Genomic DNA, 19,041 nt, shown 5'->3' on the forward strand with positions numbered 1-19,041 from the left:
GTATTACGCTTCTTCTGTTTTTAACTCTTCATAATGATTGCTCATCACAAGGATGTGACCGACTAAATACTTCAAAAAGTATATCGGGAATGAATAAACGGGACTCCAATTGCTTGGGTTATAATATCCCAGCCATTGAAAAACCGGTTCACCAATGCATGTTCCAATAATTGAATAGAGAACGGCTTTCAAGATAGGAGACATCCTTGGTTTGACTTGCAAAAGGAACATGAAAATCACTGGAAGAAAGGATAAATCCCAGGGTATGAAAGAAGGTAAGAACGGAACGACTTCATACCGATAATCCCAAAAGCCTAATTCAGTCCCGAAAGAGTCAAGAAGCATTGAGATTGCAATAATATAAAATGCACCACTTAATAATCGATTTGTACTCTCTTTTTTCCTGAATTTTAACCATATCAACCAAGGGAGGATGGAAAGCAAGAAAGCTAAAAACCATTGCCAAGATAGCAGTTCATATTCAAACCATATTTGACGATCTTCTTCGTTAACAAGGGCTAATTTTTTATAAATCTTATCTATTTCAACAGCGACTTTTTCCGGGATAATCATTTTCCCCATCCTTTTCGTAACTGAAAATAGAACTATTAAAAAAGACTCTATTTCCTTTTACCCTATTCTTTGTCTTGTACCTATAAAGGTATACTTCTATATAAATGACCTGATTGTTTGTTATATAAAGGTTCTACAAATCGAAATGTTCATGGATATAATCAAGTCAGTAATCCCGCGTAACCTGTAATAAATTTTCACTCCAAATCAAAAGAGGTGTCGTCCTCTTTCTTCTGTATCGGATTAGGCATGATATTTGAATTATTGGATATTTTAAATAATCAAAGAGAATAAATGGGGATTTAAAAAATAAAGGATATGTAGGAGTTTTTATGCAAATCGTCTACCCGATCATCTTCTTCATCATTTCGTTGAGATGGGGAAAATGGAAGAACTGGCAAAAATATTATCCAACCATCTTATTCATGGTAGTGGGGAATTTATTCTATCTTTATTTATTTAAAGAGTATCCAATGTGGAGATTTGAACATACATTTGAAGAAAAACTACTACCAACGAGGATGAGCATCAATGTGTTGAAAGTTTTTACTTCCTTCCCCATTTTGACATTGATTTTCCTGTCCCATTACCCTGAAGATCGAAATGTGAAAAAGAAAGTTTCATACATAATATTTTGGTCGATTCTATTCGGTGTTATCGAGTATGTTTCTAAACTATTTGGCATGATCAGTTATCATCATACATGGAATATGTGGTGGTCACTTTTCTTCGACTCCGTAATGTTTTCTATATTAGCAGTCCATTATAAACGTCCTATTATCGCATGGATTGTTTCGGGTCTGTTCATTTTATTTTTATGGAAAGTCTTCCATATTGACTTTGAATTACTCGATTAATGGAACAAGTCTTTTTATTTTTACACGGTGGGGATTAAAGATGATGAACTCTTTTCAGAAAGAGTTGGATTAATGAAAATTATCATTTGGTAATCGCTGTGGATACGAAAAGATTGGTGAAGGATTGAATGATGATGGGAAACATTTTTGCCTATTATCCATTTTGAAAAGGTGAATTATAAAACTGATTCATAATATATAGAATTAGATTATTTAACCACTCCCTCAAGGCTTGGCTCTAGGGGAGTTGTTTTTAGGTATGCCAGGTTTGGATACCATTACTAGGTATATCTGAGTGAAAATGCCTATCCCAATGGGAGGGTGTGCGTAGGAATAGGCATTTGCTAAAAGCAGGTGTTATAACCAAAACCGTCATAATCCCTAAACCCTATATGATATAAGATGTACAAAAATAACCAATGGACCTAACTAAGATGGAAGATTTCCACTTTTATAACCCTGTTTCTTTGCATATACGATGTTCGAACAAACAATACTGACTTCATACAAAAGGATCAAAGGGGTCGTCACCAGTACGTGTGATACGATATCGGGCGGTGTAATCATCGCTGCCAAAATGAATAGGATAAGATAAGCGTTTTTCCTCATTCGCTTTAATTTTAACGGCGTTAAAAGCCCTAAGTGGGTTAAAAATAAGACGATCAGGGGTAATTCAAAAACAATCCCGATCGGAAGGATCAACCGGAACATGAAAGAAAAGTACTGATTGATCCCATAGACTTCAGAGGCACCGATTCGCTCTGAAAACGAGGTCATGAATTGAAATACGGCTGGGAAAACCAAATAATAGCTGAAGAGAATCCCAACTACAAAAAGGAAAAAAACAAATGGGATATAGAAAAGCGTTACCCTTTGTTCCATTCGGCTCAATCCCGGTGAGACAAATTTCCAAACCTGATACATGGCAAATGGCGTTGTTATGGCTAACGAGATAACAAAAGAGATCTTTAAATAGACATGGAACGCATCGCCAATCGCAAATACGTTCCAGTCAATCCTCTGCGAGATGGGGGCTGCTTTGATCTGTTGTAAGACGGGTTCTGCGCAGAGGAACCCGAATAGTAAGGATATCACAAACATTAACAGGATCCAGATAAGGCGTTTTCTTAACTCGTTTACGTGATGAATCGGTTGATCTCGCATACTTTTTACCCTTTCATGTGGTCCCCGTTTTTACTTTCCTCCGTTTGGGATGCACCCTCGGTGTCGGAGATAAGATCTCTGGTCGACTTTTTAAACTCTTTCATGGTAAGACCAACAGAACGGCCAAGCTCTGGCAATTTATTGGGTCCAAAAAGGATCAAGAAAAGGACCAGGATTAAAATCAAGCTTGGAAAACCGATATTAAAGGGATTCATAATGGAAGACACCTCCTTAAAATGAAAATTGGACACACCGTTACGTCTTGATATCTTCTACATGGCATTGTCGATTTTTTACAGACAATACGTTCCGAAATAAAAAGAGAGGAGACAGGGCGAAAAACAAATCTCCCACGAGACGGACATCGATTGGTTGCACTTGGAGAGAAGTGATGCATGCACCAATAAGTATGCCGATCAATAGAGAATGAAAGATTGTCTCCATTCTTTTTTCGGAAAAGGTATACAAAAAATCAAATGACTTCGTTAAGACAACAAATCCCCAAGTATAGGAAAAGGCAGCAGTAGGGAAATGGTCCAGTGGATGATCAAAGAGGAAAAAGACGATCACAAACAGCCATATAAGCAGTCGTCTTCCCCAATTCAGGGTTATCATCATGTGTTTCTCCTCCTCGTTTTCGGCTTAGGCGCAGGAGTAGCAAGTCTCTTCCCACCCCGTGCAGCATGTTGAGGCACAAACTGGACACCAGAGTAACACGCATGGAAGGCATCCAGCCCAGGTCCCACATGCCAGGGTGCAAGGGCCACAACATTGAATCAAACAACGAACACTCCAGGTTTTGCATTCCCTTCCTCCGCCATAAGAAAAGTTATCGATGGTGCAATTGCCACAGGCTGCCTGAATGCTGGCATCTTTCACCGGCTCACCGTTCACGATTTGATCGACCAGGGTAATCGTTTCCTTTTCTTCATCCATCTTGTATAAGTAACTTCCTCGACCAAAATGATAGATGGGAACACTTAAGGAATAGTAAACCGAAATATAATTCCCTTTTTGCGTAACGAGTGCTACTAGGGTATTGCCATCCTCTAACATGTGAAAGACGCCTTTAACACTTAAAGCATCAATGGAAAGTTCGGCTTCCTTAAAAGAGAGTGCATTTTGAACATCTGAAGTAAGATATTTATTTAATTCTTTAGGACTCAATTCCTTTGATTCTTTGATTTTCACCTTGGTTCTCCAGTTCTTAGGTGTCAGTGGATCTGAATCCTCTAAGGTGGCGGCCAGTGTGTTTTTGGTAAATCGTTGAGGAAGGATAGAGGTCAATAAGGGAGATAATAATACACCACCCAGAAGGATCCCTCCCTTTTTGACAAACGAACGTCTTCCCTGGTACTCGAGCGGAGTGAGCGACTTCTTTGTAAACCAGGGTACACCTGCCTCCCGGATCGTCCTGGAGATACGTAATGACTTACGAATACCCAATCCTTTAAGGATATACGTTTTTAATTGCATTCCTGTATAGACTTTAGGTGGTTTGTGAACGTTCACTTCAAGGATAGTAGGTTCAAATACCCAGTCGGTTTTGGCTTGATTTAACAGTTTTTTCATCTTAGGGTTATGAAGACTTTGAATCATCAGCCATCCGTTGCTTTCCTTTTCGATCGAAGCTGCCAAATGGCTGCATACTGAACAATTGGAATCAAAAAGTAAATAGCGTTTTACCATATAATCACCTCTTAAATTTTTTAAAAACATCCTATCAAGATGGAATTACAACTTATATTCTCGAGATAAAAGGGTAATGTTATTGTCCATGTAATCGATTGTATACATTTATGGATTTTTTAGAGAGCTATCATAGATGGCTTGTGATTCTAATTTTCTCAATGTAATTGAGGGAAGAATGTTTCATTTTTTATCACTTCTTATTGCAGTGAATTCTCTACAATTCTATTTCTTAGAAGTATATTTAGGTTATATAAAACAACCTTAACGATAAATTATTTATCATGAGGGTCAAAAAAAAAAGATCAGGAAATAGGTATTTCATGTTTTTTTGAAAGTAATTTTCATATTTAATCATTGTTTTAAGACCAGGGTTTACCACTCCTTTTTCAAGTTTCCTTACATAAATTGTAGAGATTCCAATACGGTTAGCCAGTTCTTTTTGTGTGAGATTTTGATTTTTACGTAATTCAATTAAATGTTTGCGTTCCATTTCTTCTCCTCATGATAAATTTTCTATCGTTGAACACACTATACCATGATAAGTTTTTTATCGTCAATGGTATTTTGATAACTATTTTATCTTTTAAGGAAAACGATACATTTTTTATCTATAATATAGAGTGTACAATCTCTAAAATATTCGATTTAAAGTGTTACCTGAAAGGAATGAACCATATGATGGGTTCACGATTGAAAAAACTTCGAGGAAAAAAGACGCAGGAAGAAATTGCTGGTAAATTAGGAATCTCAAGAGCTCGATATTCTCACTATGAAAATAATAGAGTAGAACCAGATTCAGAATTACTGGGAAGGATAGCAGATATTTTCGGTGTTACTACAGATTATCTACTTGGTCGAACGGATATTCCTAACCCAAATTATAAAGAAAATGAAAGATACACATGTCAAAATTATGAAAACCTTTCTGAAGAAGAAAAGGATTATCTTAAACTTCAATTAGAAATTTTCCGAAAGATAAAGGAAAAAGATAAGAATGAATCTGATGGCGGATGATTCTATATAGAATAGATCTTCTTGCGATGGCATCTTTTCTATATGAGAAATAATGACTAATTAATCTATGAATTAAGAACATGACCTTAATTTTATGTTAATTTAGCATGTCAATGACGATAAGGATTCTTGCTCAAGTTAACTTAGTGAAGCTTAATAAAATTACCAGTTGAAGGTTTGTCGCAAAATTGATAATATAACTTTAAAATCAAAAGGCTATGTGTGACTGGCGAACACGGATAACCGTGAGGGAGCACATAGTATCGATAGCCGTTCGCCTGGGCAGAGGTAAGGGATTTTAGATCCCTTGCCTCTTCGTGTTTTCAGAAGGGAGTGTCAGGGAACCGGAATCGATCCATTCTAAGCAGTGAACACAGGTCATCATGGTTGTAGACGTAAGGACAATTATCTATTTGATACAAATAAGACTACAAAAAGAAAAGAGGAGAAGATTCAATGAGCATAATGACGTTAGACAAAGTCAAAACGATCAAGACGTTAAATGGTATTGCAGCAAGCGGACTCAATGTATTCAATAAAGATGGTTTCGGGATCGATAATGATAGTGAAAATCCTGATGCCATTGTTGTCCGCAGTTATGACATGCATTCAATGGAATTTGGCAATAACCTGAAGGCGATTGCACGTGCTGGTGCAGGTGTCAATAATATCCCTGTTGAAAAGTGTACAGAATGTGGCATCGTCGTTTTCAATACCCCCGGCGCTAATGCCAATGCAGTCAAGGAACTGGTGCTGACATCATTGATGGCTTCATCCCGAAATCTTTTTACCGGTATAAGCTGGGTGAAGTCGTTGGAAAGTGAAGGGGCACGAATTCCTGAACTTGTAGAAGCCGGAAAAAAACAATTTGTCGGAAATGAAATAAAAGGAAAAACACTGGGTGTCATCGGCTTGGGAGCAATCGGTGCGCTTGTAGCGAATGATGCACTTGATTTAGATATGGACGTTCTGGGGTTTGATCCGTTCATCTCCGTGGATACGGCTTGGAATTTGTCCCGGAAAATACAACGAGCCATGACCATTGAACAGTTGTTTGCTGAGTCGGATTATATCACCGTGCACGTTCCGTTGACGGATGGCACAAAAGGAATGTTCAATAAAGCAACCTTTGACATCATGAAGAAGGGCGTCAATATTCTGAATTTCTCCCGCGGTGAACTTGTGGACGAAACACATATGGCTGATGCACTTGAAAATGGGAGAGTAGGCAAATATATTACAGACTTTCCAAGCGAAAAACTGCTAAACGTGGAAAATGTCATTTCAATCCCTCACCTTGGTGCTTCTACGAAAGAATCAGAGGAAAACTGTGCGGTCATGGCAGCTCGCCAAACGAAGGAATACCTAGAGACAGGGAACATCAAAAACTCTGTCAACTTCCCGAACGCTTCTCTGCCTTATACAGGAAAACGTCGAATCGCGGGTTTTCACAAAAACGTTCCAAACATGGTCGGACAGATTACATCCATTCTATCAAACCATAACTTGAACATTGCAGACATGGTGAACAGAAGCCGGGGAGATTATGCGTATACGATGATCGATATCGACAATCAAGTAAATGGAGATAACGTGATCGGCCTGGAGGAAGATATCAGACAGATCGAGGGAATCGTTACCGTACGTGTCATTTAACTTCGTACAGTACAGTTCACATATAAAAAAGCACGTGGTTTCACAATAAGAAATCACGTGCTTTTTTTAAAACTTATGTTGACAGATAGAAAAACTTCAAGATATAATTATCTCGAATTCGAGATATTCGAAAGGAACATTATTATGGATCGTCAGGATATTAATCAACATGAAGAGGAATTATCGTTAAAAATTTTCATTGTCTTATCTCGGGCGTTACAATCAATTAGAAAGCGTGTGGAGGAAGACATAAAATGTTTAGGTTTAAATCCAACCGAGTTCTCTGTCCTAGAGTTGATCTATAGTAAAGGGGACCAACCGATACAAAAAATAGGTGGTAAAGTGTTGATAGCAAGCAGTAGTATTACCTATGTTGTAGATAAATTAGAAAAGAAAAAATTGATAGAGAGGAAACCTTGCCCTGAAGATCGTCGTAAAACATACGCAGCAATTACAAAAAAGGGAATTGAATTAATGAATGAAGTTTTTCCAAAACATAAAGCAGCTATGAAAGAAATATGTGGGGGCTTAGATTCTACAGAGAAAGAAATTCTGATTGAAAAGTTGAAAAAACTAGGATACCATGCGCAAAGAATGTAAATTTTTTTATCCTAATATCTCGAATTCGAGATAACTTAATTCGTAATATTTACAAAAGAAAAACGAAAAAGGGAAAACTAAAATAAAAAGATGGGAGTGTGAATCACATGATTAAAAAAACAACTGGAATACACCACATCACAGCAATTGTAGGTCATCCACAGGAAAATGTTGACTTTTACGCTGGTGTTCTAGGTCTGCGCTTGGTTAAAAAAACAGTTAATTTTGATGACCCAGGCACGTATCATCTGTATTTTGGAGATGAAGGTGGAAAACCAGGAACCATTATGACTTTTTTTCCCTGGCCTGATGCTTATCAAGGAAAAATTGGCGATGGCCAAGTCGGGGTGACATCCTATGTCGTTCCAAAGGGGGCGATGCCATTCTGGGAAAAGAGACTTGAAAAGTTTGATGTTCCATTTACTAAAGTGGAACGTTTTGGTGAGCAGTATTTAACGTTCGATGATCCACATGGACTTCACTTAGAAATTGTTGAACGAGAAGATGGGGAAGCTAATAAATGGACCTTTGGAGGGGTAACTTCAGAAGTAGCGATCAAAGGATTTGGGGGTGCCACTCTATTTTCCGCACAGCCAAATAAAACAGCAGAATTGTTAGAAAAGGTAATGGGCCTTGAACTCGTTGGTAAAGAGGGGGATTTTATTCGTTTCCGTTCATCAGCAGACATTGGAAATATCATCGACTTAAAAGCAACTCCAGCTGGAGGAGGGTCAATGGGCATCGGTACAGTGCATCACATCGCGTGGAGAGCCATAGATGACAATGGTCAGTTGGTATGGCAGAAGTATGTTGCAGAAAATGGTTACAGTGTCACCCCTGTTCAGGACAGAAACTACTTTAACGCTATTTACTTTAGAGAGCACGGGGAAATACTTTTTGAAATTGCGACGGATCCACCAGGATTTGCTCATGACGAATCAAGGGAAACTATGGGAGAAAATTTGATGTTACCAGAACAATATGAACCGTTTAGAGGGAGAATCGAACAACATCTAATTCCATTTAAAGTTAGGGAGCTAGAATAAATAAAGTGAAAGGGTGATCTATTTGCTTTCGATAGACCCGGCCCAAAATACCGAAAGAGAAAATTATAAGTTTTTGATTGGAAGTATTATCCCTAGACCAATCGCTTTTGTCACAACGGTTTCGAAAGATGGAATATTGAATGGTGCACCTTTCAGTTATTTTAATATTGTTTCATCCAACCCTCCTATGATTTCGTTAGCCATTCAGAGGCCGGGAGGAAGGCTTAAAGATACATCAAGAAATATCTTTGATACCAAGGAATTTGTCGTTCATATTGTTGATGAAAAAAATGTGGAAAAAATAAATCAGACAGCTGCAAGCCTCCCGCATAATCAAAGTGAAATTGAACTAGCGGGATTAACACCCATCGACAGTGATAAAATTTCAGTTCCAGGTGTCAAAGAAGCAAAAATCCGTATGGAGTGTGTACTCGAGCATTCTATTTCCTTAGGAGGCCTGGATTCTCCAGGGAGTGACCTGATTATTGGAAAAGTCATTCAATTTCATATTGATGATGATATTTATGAAAATGGAAGAATCGATCCAAGAGGTCTAGGTGCCATCAGCCGGTTAGCAGGGCATTATTATGCGAAGATTGGTGAAGTATTCTCAATAGAAAGACCAAAATAAACTACTTTTTAATCCAAATATGGAATGGAGAGGGTAGAATGCTGAAAACCTCAGGTATCCATCATATCACAGCGATGGTTAATGATGCACAAAGAAATATAGACTTCTATGCAGGTGTACTTGGGCTTAGGCTCGTAAAAAAAACGATCAATTTTGATCGCCCAGAAGTGTATCATCTGTATTTTGGGAATGAATCCGGTGAACCTGGGTCTGTTATAACATTTTTTCCATGGCAGAAACAGCTTAAAGGCCGAATTGGTACAGGACAAGTTGGGGTTACAGGTTATATCATTCCGACAAATTCAATGGAATTTTGGGAGAATCGTCTGCAAAAATTTGGAGTGAAGGTTGAGACATCGGTTCGATTTGGAGAGAAGTATTTGAAGTTCAACGATCCAGATGGTCTTCAAATTGAATTGACGGAACGGAATGAAGGACCAACAAATAACTGGAGCTTTGGAGAAGTGGACTCTGAAGTCGCAATTAAAGGGTTTGGGGGTGCCACTTTAAATTCAGCGCAGCCTAATAAAACAGCGAATTTGCTTGAGAATATATTAGGATTCGGAAGCATTGGACAAGACGAAGGTTATCTTAGATTCAGGTCTGAAGCACAGCTTGGAAATACAATTGATATTAAATTATTACCGTCTGTTCGTGGATTGATGGGGGCCGGAACTGTTCACCATATTGCATGGAGAGCAAAAGATGAAGAAGAACATCATAAATGGAGAGCCCTCCTTGAGGAAAAAGGTTATCACCCAACAGAAATTCTTGATCGTAACTATTTTAAAGCTCTCTACTTTCATGAGGAAGGGGGAATTCTCTTTGAAATCGCAACCGATCCACCAGGTTTTACGGTCGATGAACCATTGGAAAAAATAGGTGAAAAATTCATGTTGCCATCATGGTTGGAATCAAAGAGAGATGAACTAGAAAGCGCCTTGCCTTCTGTAAAGGCTCGAGTATTGAAGGGGGAAGATTTATGAAACATATATTTCATAAAGGGAAAGATTCTGATAAACCGACTTTATTACTACTTCATGGTACTGGGGGAAACGAATTAGACCTTTTGCCTGTTGCAGGAAGAGTTGATGATGAAGCTTCCATATTAAGTGTTCGAGGGAATATTTTAGAGAATGGAATGCCGCGATTCTTCAAGAGGTTGGCAGAAGGTGTTTTCGATGAAGAGGATCTTATTTTCCGTACTGAAGAGTTGAATAAGTTCCTTGATGAAGCTGCTGAAAAATATGATTTTGATCGAGGTAATATGATTGCCATCGGTTACTCTAATGGAGCCAATATTGCAGCAAGTTTATTATTCCATTATCAAAATGCATTAAAAGGTGCTGTTCTTCATCACCCTATGGTGCCTAGACGAGGAGTGGATCTTCCTGATCTATCAGGAAAATCCGTGTTTATTGCAGCTGGAACAAATGACCCGATTTGTTCTCCATCTGAAACTTCTGAACTCCAAACATTATTAGAAAAAGCGAACGCAAAAGTTGAACTTCATTGGGAAAATAAAGGTCATCAATTGACAGCTGAAGAAGTTGAAGCTGCAACACAGTGGTACCGGACGATTATAAAAACAGATGAATAATTTTAAGAAAATATCTCGAATTCAATATAATTTAGATTAAAGGTAATAATTCTGGAATATTAGGTGTTATAGAAAATACAGCTTGTTGGTTTATAAGTGTAGGGATTCCAGGGTTCCAGTATGAATTGCAAGGAGCGCTGCCATCATGAATAGGAACTCTATTATAAATCCTCTGTAATGGGGACAATAGCAGAAGAACAGCAAAGCATTGAAAGCCATTAATTTTCAATGGAGGTGGTTCTTATAGGATATCAATAATTAAACTTAGGAGGTGTATTATTTGGGTTTTTTAGAAAAAATATTTGGGAAATCAACAAAGGAGATGGAAACTATGTCAAACGTCAAATTAGCAGTAATTTTTTATAGCATGGGTGGAACAAACTTTCAATTGGCAAAATGGGCTGAAGAAGGAGCAAGAGAAGCTGGGGCTGATGTAAAAGTATTAAAAGTAGAAGAATTAGCACCAGAATCAATCATTGAGAGGAATGAGGCGTGGAAGTCGACTGTAGAAGCCACAAAAGACGTTCCAGTAGCGACATCTGATGATATCGAATGGGCAGATGCTATTATATTCAGTGTCCCAACACGTTTTGGAAACGTGCCGTCACAAATGAAACAATTCCTTGATATTCAAGGTGGCCTTTGGGCGAACGGTAAGACAATAAACAAGGTTGTAAGTGCCATGACCTCTGCGCAAAATCCACACGGTGGTCAGGAAGCTACATTGTTATCATTATATACTTCTATGATGCACTGGGGTGCTATTATTGCCGCACCTGGTTATACGGATCCGGTACTGTTTGGTGCAGGTGGAAATCCATATGGAACAAGCGTAACAGTCGATCAAAATGGTAAAATGGTCGATGATGTTGAGGGAGCTGTCAAGCATCAAGCCAAACGTACTGTTACAGTTGCGGAATGGGTGAAAAATGGAAATCAATAATAAAAAGTACCAATAAATATAGGTAGAGCCAATCAAAACGATTGGCTCTTATTTTGCTGATTTTTTCTTTTTCTTGAGAAAGATATAGATGTTTAGCCAAATAAATAATAGTGGTATGTAACAATACACAAAAATTGAGCCGATGGTCGAAAGTAATGATTCAATGAATTCAATGCTGCTTTTATTTCTTAAATTAATCGCAATGATGAAAATGATGATGCTTGAAATCCATAATGAGGTTTTAGGTTTAAGGTCAACTGTAATCCTCAAGATCCTCGTCCCACTCCACAAACACACACAACATGTAGATAAAATGACCAAAAGCCATGTAAATATATAAATATACTCGAATCGTTCGATTAAAGGCAATTGAATAATTTTTGAAAATATCAAAGTTGGCCATAGTGTAGCCTCCAATTGGCCAACATTAAAATATAGCAATGAGACGATCATAATTATCATATATATGATGGTTGTGTAGACGATGGCAAAATGTGCCCATTTCTGTGACCGATGATTATTCTTAATAAATGGAAAATAAATCAACAAATATTCGGGCCCCAGGAAGTGGGTAATTGTTTGTTTCGATGAAACGATATAGTCACTTATGCTATGACTGAAAAAAGGGAGTAAATTATTCCAGTTAGCAAATTTCAAAGGAAAGTAAAGGCTTAGAAGCAATAGACTTGGTAGAAAAATACTCCAAAAACAAATACCCGTAACTACACGAAATCCCCTTGAAACAATATATGTAACCACCAAGACGATAAGTAGTGATAACTCCCATAGATGGATATGCTGAAAAACCCATACTTGTAAGATTTCTACATATGATCTTATTACAGTGGATACAATTATAATTGTATATCCATAGATACAAAAAGATAAAAAATTCCCTAACCATTTTCCAAACAATTGTTGATGTAAGGATATGATATCTCCATTATTGGAATTTTTTAATAGAAAATAGATCATCACAATGAGCAGATGAAAACTTAATCCAACTATTAAGAGGGAAATCCACGCGTCTTGTTCTGCTCCAATTATTAATTTACTTTGAAAACTCAGCATTCCGATACCAGTCTGTGTCCCATGAATCAGGAAAAATAAAAAAAACGGAGAAACGGTTAAACTTTCCTTTACTTGTTTGCTCATATTTCAACACCTGATTCTTAAGGATAATACTAATTGGTTTGAGTTATACTCCAGAGTAGTTGTTCGGGTCTTCTCACTGTTTTCAACTAAATAGATTTTTTACGTAAATCTTTCTATAGCTTTTCAATATTTATTCACTTGCACATTTTTCTTTTTGGCTAGATACCGTTTCAAACCTTTTTATGAGCGCTACTAATCCTCTAATCGTGAAAAGTGTAAAGTTCACTGAAATAAATGTATGAAGCGCTGTCCAATTTCTCCATTTAAATAGTCTTGTAAATTTTTCTAACAACCATTGCATGATGGACATCGGTATACTAAAGTAAAGACTTCTCAACAAAATAGTAAGAGGTTTGGCATTGTAGGTAATTTGCACCCAGATTATACTTAGGAGTGGGAAAAATAATAAATCATATAGAATATTTGTTTTGAAAATATTAGGGAATACACGGACTGGATATTTCACTCGTCCAGTATTTACGACGTAATTATCAACTAATGTGGATAAGACTCCTTTAGAGAAGAATACAATAATCCAAGTTTTTAAATTCGGTTTTCTAAACAAAAAAGGTAAGGAAGTAATACATAAAGCGAACAGTACTCTTAACATTAACCTTTCCATAGATATACGTCCTTTCTTTACTAGGCTGTTGTTAGTTTGTACAAACGAAAAGGGGGTATGCACAATATCCTTACTTGAGGAGTTATTGCCTGATGGGTCAATATACGTTGATTTTGGGGGTTATCTAAAAACTAAATACGTTGATCCAAAAAACAGGGGCTGTGCCTCTTGGTCAGACTTATGTCCAGTTAAGAACCGAGTCGGTTTACTCTGCTGGTCTTGGACCGGCATCCATCCCGGAGTTTCCTACTGTCATGATCGGGCAAACGGCCACGTCCTCGTTTACACGAATTTGACAGGATAAACGCAAATGATCCTCAATTGCTTCCATTCCTTTATTCGAAAACGCTTCTTTTTCACTATTGGATACATCACAAAACTCGCCTGCCAATATCTCCACCCTGCAGGTCGTACATCTAGCCTTCCCTCCGCAACGATGGAGCACATCTATACCGTTATCTTCTAATGCTAGTACTAACTTTTTTCCTCTTTCGACTTCAAAAGTCCCTCGACCCGGAACCGTTACTTTTGGCATTTTTGACCTCCTGCGAAAAACATTTTGATAATAATAACAAAAATGAATAATGTCTGAAAAGTAACAGAATTCTTTGACTCGAAATCCATTCATTTTTTGATTTTACCTTTAATATTTTGCTTCATTTGTTTTGTTTGTATGAATGATTAATTTTCCAGATTAATAAGCAAATTCTGTATTTATACTACTTTTAGCAGTAGGTGGGCTGCTGGCATTTGGGGCTCACTATACCTCAAACAGAAGCAATATTGCTAGATAATAGGTGATGGTTGACATCACCACCTTCATTTTACTCTGTTACAGAGTCCTGTTTAAAATAGTTTATAACTACTTTAAGGATACTTGATTTTAAAAAATACCCTCTATCAATAAACTGTTTTCAACACTTGATTCCTATTCTCCGATTCCCGATGTTTGTAATTGAATTCTAAGGTCAATATCAAATTCAATCTGTTGATATATGTTTTCATAAAATTCTGCTTCATTCCATCTTTTGCTATGTGTTCTTACTAGATCCCCGGCACCTAGGGGGTCAACCCCGTGATCTTGGAATGTTGACAAAAGATTTGAAAGATCCTTCATTAAATTTTTTTCTAATTCCTTCGTTAATATCTTGACGTCTTCTTTTTTTCGTAGATTCAACCATTCAGGATACTCTTTGACCATTCCATCTAAAGTAATCCTATATTTTATTTTTTGTCCTGATTGGTAAATTGTTTCAATTTTCTTTCCCGAAAGACTTTTTAGTACAGTTAGGCCTTTTTGCGGTCCTTTCCTTACTTCAACTTCCATTTGGCCCTTCATCGACTCTCCTTTTAATATTTTATAAAGAATCATTTCTTTTTGATTTAATACTAATGACAACCTGTCTTTTTTGAAAATAGCATATCTGTTAACTTCAACTTTCCCATTTTGGTTTAAATTTATAAAAGGAATGGATACATCCCTTCCTTCACCATAGTAATCATATAAAAGCAGATGCAGATTGGAAAATGGCACATTCCCTGATTTGAAGTTATTTTGTAACAAATCGGGTAGGGACTCACTCCCCTCTTTTGTCATAATATTTTCTACTGGTTCATCTGAAACAGCAACAATCAAATTACTGTTTATTAAAGGATCTCTACAAATTGTCTTGATAAAATGTGCTATGCCATCTTCCGCTAAATTTCTGCTGAATATCAGCATATGTAATTTACCGACTTCAATTGGTTTAGGGGATTGTTGGTTTATTTCCTCTAGAATGATCCTCGTATTTTTTGCCTGCCCATGTAAAAGATGAATTTTCCCTTGTTTTTGTTCAGTATAATCCGAATAAAGAGCCGTACCTTTATATGCTTCATCTTCTAGGCCAAAACCCATTATGGAAAGAATCTGTAAATCATCAACAACCCTTCCTCGATTACATCCCATCAAAAGAATGAATAGTAAACAGAAGCTGGACAAGATGATTATAATTTTCCCTGTTCGACTACTCATCATTTAGATCCTCCTTGTCTTGAGATGGTGTATATCTTTTTAACGAGAGCGGTTTTAAATGTCTGGCACGAGTCGTGGTATATTGGTATGGCAAACGTAAAAAACTGTCACCAAAACCTTTTATTCTCAAAGGATAAAGAGGAACCAAATATGGGGTACCTAATGATTTTAGGCTTAATAAATGGCCTAAGAGTACAATAAATCCAATAATGATTCCAAAGCCGCCCCAAAAGGCTGCAAGCAGAATAAAGGGAAAGCGTAGAAGACGGACTGTATTCGACATCTTGAAGATAGGCGTTGTAAAAGACGCAAGCGCTGATAGGGCAACAATAATAAGTAATACATTACTCGTCAGGGCTGCTTCCACAGCTGCCTGCCCGATCACAATCCCCCCGACAATGCCTAGCGTCTGACCGATTTTTGTCGGTAAACGGGCACCTGCTTCTCGTAACAATTCAATTGTAATCTCTAAGAAAATGACCTCTAATATTGGGGGGAACGGAACATTAGCCCTTGAGTAGATGAGAGGTCCAAGTAAATCTTCCGGTATGACTTCATAATGAAACGTTAATACGGCAATATATAAGGGGGTGGCGAAGATGGAGAAAACTACACTCATAATACGTATAATTCGAAAGAAAGATCCCACTAGCCATGGAAGATAATAATCTTCAGGAGAAATAAAAAAATCCATCAAGGTGGACGGTCCTGTTACGACATACGGTGATCCATTCGTCAAGATAGCAACTTGTCCACTTATAACAGCATAAGTTACCCGGTCAATACGCTCTGTAGATAAAAACATAGGGAAAGGCGTATTGGAACTATCGGATATCATTTGATCAATTTGAGAGCTGTCGAAAATAACATCGAAATCTATATTTTTCAGACGTTGTCGGATGGTTTGGATGTGTTGTGGATTGGTGATTCCCTCCAAATAACATATAAGTACCTTTGTTTTTGACATAGACCCCATTGTTATTTCTTCAAATACTAATTCGGAGGTTGCAAATTGTTTTCTTAATAGATGGACATTGATATCGATGTTTTCCACAAAGCCGACCTTTGGCCCGACTACACTGAATTCATTTTCTGTGTCATTATTCTCACGAAAGCCGAGATTAGTGTTTTCAATATTTACGGTAAAATAGTGTTTTTCTAAATCTCCTAACTGGATAATGACATAGCCCTTCATAAGACGCTTTTCAATCTCTGTTGCATCATTTGTAACATCGACATCATCGAACGGTACGAAATTTTTCAGATCATCAAACCCTGTGATTTTTCCAGCGTTCTTTTGAATGGCTGGGAGGAGAAGTCGATTGATCTTCTCTGCATCTACCATCGATTTATAATAACTGATTAGAATTTTATTCTGATTTTTTTCAATAGGAGAAAATTGATGAAAGTCACTTGATTTGCTGGCTTGTTGGAAAATTTCGTTTAGGTTTTTTGAATTTGGTTGACTCTGAAGATCCTTTTTTTTGAAAGGTTTTTTAATAAATCCTGGCATATCCTCACCTTTTTATAATATTTAACAATTTATGATTCGAAGCATCACAAGTATGTATAAGAATACGATTCCCTGCTCTTGTTCCTTTATACGGACATCACACTTAGATTTGCACATCCTTCCCAGGTGATTTTTCTTTGCATGGTCGATTGTGTAAACAATGTGAACACCCTTTATTACTTATAGATGCAGGATGAATAAGTGACATCGAAAATAAAAAAATAATGAGGGGGAGATTACCTTTTGAAGGTAAGGGCAGGTGTAGTTGCTTTGGGTTTTGTGTGTTCATAGGTCTGTAGATGGATTGTCCCTTTTTTACCAGCCTTAAATAGTATATAATAATAAGAGAATAGTAGAACTTATTACATGATTATCATTACCCTATAATAGGGTTAAATTGAGATACACCTACTTCTTTTCTGTAAATTTCAGAGTAAGGATGGTAAAAATGAGCAACCGAAGAACTGAAACAGATGTGATTTTGATTGGTGCTGGGATCATGAGTGCAACTTTAGGGTCACTCCTGAAAGAATTAGTACCGGACTGGAAAATTACAGTGTTTGAGAAGCTTGATAAAACAGGAGAAGAAAGCTCTAACGAATGGAACAATGCTGGAACAGGACATGCTGCACTGTGCGAGCTTAATTATACAAACGAAAAACCGGACGGATCCATAGATATCAGCAAAGCGATAAAAATCAATGAACAGTTTCAGCTTTCAAGACAATTCTGGTCTTATCTTGTAAACAGAAAGCTGATCAACAATCCCCAGGACTTCATCATGCCATTGCCTCATATGAGTTTAGTGCAAGGGGAAAAGAATGTAACGTTTTTAAAGAAACGTTGTGAAGCGATGTCAAACAATCCTTTGTTTAAAGGGATGGAATTTTCTGATGACCCTGAACAATTGATTGAATGGCTGCCGCTCATCATGGAAGGCCGTAAATTGAATGAACCTATAGCGGCGACAAAAATCGACTCTGGAACGGATGTCAATTTTGGTGCTTTGACACGCAAGTTGTTTGACCATTTGAAGAGTAAAGACGTCGATATAAACTATAAACATAGTGTAGAGGATATTAAACGTACGAGCGATGGCTCGTGGGAATTGAAAGTGCGGAATGGCGACAGCGGTAAAGTCGTTCGTCAAACGGCAAAATTCGTCTTTATCGGCGGCGGGGGAGGAAGCTTGCATCTCCTGCAAAAATCCGATATTCCTGAAGGGAAAGGCATTGGTGGATTTCCGGTAAGCGGACTATTCATGGTATGCAACAATCCGGAGGTAGTAGCCCAGCATCATGCAAAAGTATACGGGAAAGCTCCGGTTGGTGCTCCTCCTATGTCTGTTCCGCATCTTGACACAAGATATATCAACAACGAAAAATCGTTGTTGTTCGGACCTTTTGCCGGTTTCTCACCGAAGTTTTTGAAAAAAGGTTCAAATCTTGATCTGTTGACTTCTGTAAAGCCGAATAATGTTCTGACGATGTTGGCAGCTGGTGTAAAAGAAATGTCATTGACAAAATACCTTATCGAGCAAGTCATGTTGTCGAAAGAAAAGCGCATGGAATCTATACGGGAGTTCATCCCGGACGCGAAAAGCGAGGATTGGGATTTAGTCGTAGCGGGCCAACGTGTACAAGTTATCAAAGATACTGAAACTGGTGGTAAAGGAACGCTTCAATTCGGTACGGAAGTCATCACTGCAGCTGATGGCTCGATCGCAGCATTGTTAGGCGCTTCTCCGGGTGCATCTACTGCCGTTCACGTTATGCTCGAAGTGATCAATAAATGCTTCCCGCAACATGTGAAAGAGTGGGAATTGAAAATCAAAGAAATGATCCCTTCTTATGGTGTTTCACTGATGGAAAACCCTGAGCTTCTGGACGAACTCCATGCTTCAACAGCCCGGACGCTTGGTCTAAGTGAAAAAGAGCCGGTCTATAGTTAACAGGTGCTGT

The 19,041-nt window shown here is 37.7% G+C and carries 21 protein-coding genes and 1 riboswitch; of the genes, 10 read left to right on the forward strand and 11 right to left on the reverse strand.

The annotated features are described in order from the left end of the window. Positions 1-3 precede the first annotated feature (3 nt). Positions 4-573 (reverse strand): CBO0543 family protein, encoded by a 570-nt coding sequence (locus ACJROX_RS08020; RefSeq protein ID WP_408010223.1) that lies wholly within the window; start codon positions 571-573, stop codon positions 4-6. A gap of 332 nt (positions 574-905) precedes the next feature. Between ACJROX_RS08020 and ACJROX_RS08025 the strand changes: the two genes are divergently transcribed. Beyond that, positions 906-1,430 carry a CBO0543 family protein gene (locus tag ACJROX_RS08025; RefSeq protein ID WP_408010224.1) on the forward strand — a complete coding sequence of 175 codons (525 nt, stop codon included), beginning with the start codon at positions 906-908 and terminating at the stop codon, positions 1,428-1,430. Positions 1,431-1,859: 429 nt separating this feature from the next. On the opposite strand, the gene tatC is transcribed toward ACJROX_RS08025, so the two are convergent. The 5 genes from tatC to ACJROX_RS08050 form a co-directional block, all read right to left on the reverse strand. After that, the gene (gene tatC, locus ACJROX_RS08030; protein ID WP_408010226.1) at positions 1,860-2,594 is read right to left on the reverse strand and encodes a twin-arginine translocase subunit TatC; all 735 of its coding nucleotides are present in this window, start codon (positions 2,592-2,594) and stop codon (positions 1,860-1,862) included. Positions 2,595-2,599: 5 nt separating this feature from the next. After that, positions 2,600-2,809: a twin-arginine translocase TatA/TatE family subunit gene (gene tatA, locus ACJROX_RS08035; protein ID WP_408008251.1), complete on the reverse strand. Its 210-nt coding sequence runs from the start codon at positions 2,807-2,809 to the stop codon at positions 2,600-2,602. A 40-nt stretch (positions 2,810-2,849) separates the two neighbouring features. After that, entirely contained in the window at positions 2,850-3,212 is a 363-nt protein-coding gene (locus ACJROX_RS08040) for a hypothetical protein (protein WP_408010227.1), read from the reverse strand. 24 nt (positions 3,213-3,236) lie between these two features. Beyond that, on the reverse strand, positions 3,237-4,283 hold the full coding sequence (locus tag ACJROX_RS08045; protein ID WP_408010228.1) for a hypothetical protein: 1,047 nt from the start codon (positions 4,281-4,283) through the stop codon (positions 3,237-3,239). Between the two features lie 244 nt (positions 4,284-4,527). Next, positions 4,528-4,776 carry a helix-turn-helix domain-containing protein gene (locus ACJROX_RS08050; RefSeq protein ID WP_408010229.1) on the reverse strand — a complete coding sequence of 83 codons (249 nt, stop codon included), beginning with the start codon at positions 4,774-4,776 and terminating at the stop codon, positions 4,528-4,530. Positions 4,777-4,961: 185 nt separating this feature from the next. Between ACJROX_RS08050 and ACJROX_RS08055 the strand changes: the two genes are divergently transcribed. The 8 genes from ACJROX_RS08055 (at position 4,962) to wrbA (ending at position 11,776) form a co-directional block, all read left to right on the forward strand. Further along, positions 4,962-5,300 (forward strand): helix-turn-helix domain-containing protein, encoded by a 339-nt coding sequence (locus ACJROX_RS08055; RefSeq protein WP_408011607.1) that lies wholly within the window; start codon positions 4,962-4,964, stop codon positions 5,298-5,300. Positions 5,301-5,512: 212 nt separating this feature from the next. Then, positions 5,513-5,591: riboswitch (ZMP/ZTP riboswitch) on the forward strand. 165 nt (positions 5,592-5,756) lie between these two features. Beyond that, complete coding sequence (locus tag ACJROX_RS08060) at positions 5,757-6,956, forward strand: phosphoglycerate dehydrogenase (protein ID WP_408010230.1); 1,200 nt, start codon at positions 5,757-5,759, stop codon at positions 6,954-6,956. A gap of 144 nt (positions 6,957-7,100) precedes the next feature. After that, positions 7,101-7,556 carry a MarR family winged helix-turn-helix transcriptional regulator gene (locus ACJROX_RS08065; RefSeq protein WP_408010231.1) on the forward strand — a complete coding sequence of 152 codons (456 nt, stop codon included), beginning with the start codon at positions 7,101-7,103 and terminating at the stop codon, positions 7,554-7,556. A gap of 107 nt (positions 7,557-7,663) precedes the next feature. After that, positions 7,664-8,602 (forward strand): ring-cleaving dioxygenase, encoded by a 939-nt coding sequence (locus ACJROX_RS08070; RefSeq protein ID WP_408010232.1) that lies wholly within the window; start codon positions 7,664-7,666, stop codon positions 8,600-8,602. Positions 8,603-8,624: 22 nt separating this feature from the next. Beyond that, a complete protein-coding gene (locus ACJROX_RS08075; RefSeq protein WP_408010234.1) occupies positions 8,625-9,233 on the forward strand; it encodes a flavin reductase family protein in 609 nt (202 codons plus the stop codon). 38 nt (positions 9,234-9,271) lie between these two features. After that, positions 9,272-10,219, forward strand: a complete 948-nt coding sequence (locus ACJROX_RS08080; RefSeq protein WP_408010235.1) for a ring-cleaving dioxygenase — start codon at positions 9,272-9,274, stop codon at positions 10,217-10,219. Then, positions 10,216-10,833 (forward strand): alpha/beta hydrolase, encoded by a 618-nt coding sequence (locus ACJROX_RS08085; protein ID WP_408010236.1) that lies wholly within the window; start codon positions 10,216-10,218, stop codon positions 10,831-10,833. The genes ACJROX_RS08080 and ACJROX_RS08085 overlap by 4 nt, the downstream gene beginning before the upstream one ends. Before the next feature lie 331 nt (positions 10,834-11,164). Beyond that, positions 11,165-11,776, forward strand: coding sequence for an NAD(P)H:quinone oxidoreductase (gene wrbA, locus ACJROX_RS08090; protein WP_408010237.1), 612 nt, complete (start codon positions 11,165-11,167; stop codon positions 11,774-11,776). 48 nt (positions 11,777-11,824) lie between these two features. Here the strand turns inward: wrbA and ACJROX_RS08095 are convergent, their stop codons facing one another. The 5 genes from ACJROX_RS08095 to ACJROX_RS08115 all read right to left on the reverse strand — a co-directional run bounded on the left by ACJROX_RS08095 (position 11,825) and on the right by ACJROX_RS08115 (position 17,080). Beyond that, positions 11,825-12,931, reverse strand: coding sequence for a GerAB/ArcD/ProY family transporter (locus tag ACJROX_RS08095; protein WP_408010239.1), 1,107 nt, complete (start codon positions 12,929-12,931; stop codon positions 11,825-11,827). Positions 12,932-13,061: 130 nt separating this feature from the next. After that, the gene (locus ACJROX_RS08100) at positions 13,062-13,553 is read right to left on the reverse strand and encodes a CBO0543 family protein (RefSeq protein ID WP_408010240.1); all 492 of its coding nucleotides are present in this window, start codon (positions 13,551-13,553) and stop codon (positions 13,062-13,064) included. 205 nt (positions 13,554-13,758) lie between these two features. Beyond that, positions 13,759-14,088 carry a 2Fe-2S iron-sulfur cluster-binding protein gene (locus tag ACJROX_RS08105; RefSeq protein WP_408010241.1) on the reverse strand — a complete coding sequence of 110 codons (330 nt, stop codon included), beginning with the start codon at positions 14,086-14,088 and terminating at the stop codon, positions 13,759-13,761. A 393-nt stretch (positions 14,089-14,481) separates the two neighbouring features. Then, on the reverse strand, positions 14,482-15,567 hold the full coding sequence (locus tag ACJROX_RS08110; protein WP_408010242.1) for a Ger(x)C family spore germination protein: 1,086 nt from the start codon (positions 15,565-15,567) through the stop codon (positions 14,482-14,484). Then, positions 15,560-17,080 (reverse strand): spore germination protein, encoded by a 1,521-nt coding sequence (locus ACJROX_RS08115; RefSeq protein ID WP_408010243.1) that lies wholly within the window; start codon positions 17,078-17,080, stop codon positions 15,560-15,562. Before ACJROX_RS08115 ends, ACJROX_RS08110 begins: the two co-directional genes overlap by 8 nt. 397 nt (positions 17,081-17,477) lie before the next feature. Between ACJROX_RS08115 and ACJROX_RS08120 the strand changes: the two genes are divergently transcribed. Beyond that, complete coding sequence (locus ACJROX_RS08120) at positions 17,478-19,031, forward strand: malate:quinone oxidoreductase (protein WP_408010244.1); 1,554 nt, start codon at positions 17,478-17,480, stop codon at positions 19,029-19,031. The last annotated feature ends 10 nt before the right edge of the window (positions 19,032-19,041 follow it).

The sequence above is a fragment of the Pseudalkalibacillus sp. A8 genome (assembly GCF_045920555.1).
In the GTDB taxonomy this organism is placed as follows: Bacteria; Bacillota; Bacilli; order Bacillales; family Fictibacillaceae; genus Pseudalkalibacillus.

What these genes read in the sequence shown, in the direction of transcription:
- ACJROX_RS08020 (WP_408010223.1), bottom strand. Translation starts at nt 573, where the DNA reads ATGATTATCCCGGAAAAAGTCGCTGTTGAAATAGATAAGATTTATAAA.
- ACJROX_RS08025 (WP_408010224.1), top strand. Translation starts at nt 906, where the DNA reads ATGCAAATCGTCTACCCGATCATCTTCTTCATCATTTCGTTGAGATGG.
- tatC (WP_408010226.1), bottom strand. Translation starts at nt 2,594, where the DNA reads ATGCGAGATCAACCGATTCATCACGTAAACGAGTTAAGAAAACGCCTT.
- tatA (WP_408008251.1), bottom strand. Translation starts at nt 2,809, where the DNA reads ATGAATCCCTTTAATATCGGTTTTCCAAGCTTGATTTTAATCCTGGTC.
- ACJROX_RS08040 (WP_408010227.1), bottom strand. Translation starts at nt 3,212, where the DNA reads ATGATGATAACCCTGAATTGGGGAAGACGACTGCTTATATGGCTGTTT.
- ACJROX_RS08045 (WP_408010228.1), bottom strand. Translation starts at nt 4,283, where the DNA reads ATGGTAAAACGCTATTTACTTTTTGATTCCAATTGTTCAGTATGCAGC.
- ACJROX_RS08050 (WP_408010229.1), bottom strand. Translation starts at nt 4,776, where the DNA reads ATGGAACGCAAACATTTAATTGAATTACGTAAAAATCAAAATCTCACA.
- ACJROX_RS08055 (WP_408011607.1), top strand. Translation starts at nt 4,962, where the DNA reads ATGATGGGTTCACGATTGAAAAAACTTCGAGGAAAAAAGACGCAGGAA.
- ACJROX_RS08060 (WP_408010230.1), top strand. Translation starts at nt 5,757, where the DNA reads ATGAGCATAATGACGTTAGACAAAGTCAAAACGATCAAGACGTTAAAT.
- ACJROX_RS08065 (WP_408010231.1), top strand. Translation starts at nt 7,101, where the DNA reads ATGGATCGTCAGGATATTAATCAACATGAAGAGGAATTATCGTTAAAA.
- ACJROX_RS08070 (WP_408010232.1), top strand. Translation starts at nt 7,664, where the DNA reads ATGATTAAAAAAACAACTGGAATACACCACATCACAGCAATTGTAGGT.
- ACJROX_RS08080 (WP_408010235.1), top strand. Translation starts at nt 9,272, where the DNA reads ATGCTGAAAACCTCAGGTATCCATCATATCACAGCGATGGTTAATGAT.
- ACJROX_RS08085 (WP_408010236.1), top strand. Translation starts at nt 10,216, where the DNA reads ATGAAACATATATTTCATAAAGGGAAAGATTCTGATAAACCGACTTTA.
- wrbA (WP_408010237.1), top strand. Translation starts at nt 11,165, where the DNA reads ATGTCAAACGTCAAATTAGCAGTAATTTTTTATAGCATGGGTGGAACA.
- ACJROX_RS08095 (WP_408010239.1), bottom strand. Translation starts at nt 12,931, where the DNA reads ATGAGCAAACAAGTAAAGGAAAGTTTAACCGTTTCTCCGTTTTTTTTA.
- ACJROX_RS08100 (WP_408010240.1), bottom strand. Translation starts at nt 13,553, where the DNA reads ATGGAAAGGTTAATGTTAAGAGTACTGTTCGCTTTATGTATTACTTCC.
- ACJROX_RS08105 (WP_408010241.1), bottom strand. Translation starts at nt 14,088, where the DNA reads ATGCCAAAAGTAACGGTTCCGGGTCGAGGGACTTTTGAAGTCGAAAGA.
- ACJROX_RS08110 (WP_408010242.1), bottom strand. Translation starts at nt 15,567, where the DNA reads ATGAGTAGTCGAACAGGGAAAATTATAATCATCTTGTCCAGCTTCTGT.
- ACJROX_RS08115 (WP_408010243.1), bottom strand. Translation starts at nt 17,080, where the DNA reads ATGCCAGGATTTATTAAAAAACCTTTCAAAAAAAAGGATCTTCAGAGT.